Source organism: Streptomyces sp. DH12 (assembly GCF_020873895.1).
Classification (GTDB): domain Bacteria; phylum Actinomycetota; class Actinomycetes; order Streptomycetales; family Streptomycetaceae; genus Streptomyces.
This window is the reverse complement of sequence record NZ_JAHWGT010001632.1, coordinates 1-393: the sequence shown is the minus strand read 5'-3', so window position 1 is coordinate 393 and position 393 is coordinate 1. Positions and strand designations below refer to the sequence as shown.

Annotated in this window: 1 pseudogene; it reads left to right on the top strand. The window is 69.7% G+C overall.

Going from position 1 to position 393, the window contains the following annotated elements:
• Positions 1-290: 290 nt before the first annotated feature.
• A pseudogene (locus tag LPA54_RS41445) lies at positions 291-393 on the top strand (ArsR family transcriptional regulator); the annotation flags it as partial.

The window sequence follows — 393 nt, the reverse complement described above, 5'->3', positions numbered from 1 at the left end:
TGCGGGCGGGGCAGCTTGTTCGCGTCGTCCGCCTGGAGCTCGTCCTGCCAGGACGGGCGGGCGTAGGGGCGCTCGTAGGTGGGGCCCTCGTGGGCGACCGTGCGCGGGTCCACGTCGACGATCTTCTCGCCGTGCCAGAAGATCTCCAGGCGGTCGCCGTCCTTCGCGACTCCCGCCGCTCTTCGCGTACGAAGCCCCCGCCCATCCGGCGGGGGCTTCGTCGTGTCCGGTCGTCCACAGGTGTGCAGGTCCTCTTGCGCGGAATTACGAAGTTACGTACTCTCGAACACGTGGAACTGGAACAGCGCATGACCGAGCTGGAGCGCCGCATCGCGGCGCTCGAAGCCGCCGACCGTACGGCTCCCAGCACGGGGGAGGGCGACTTCTGGGCCC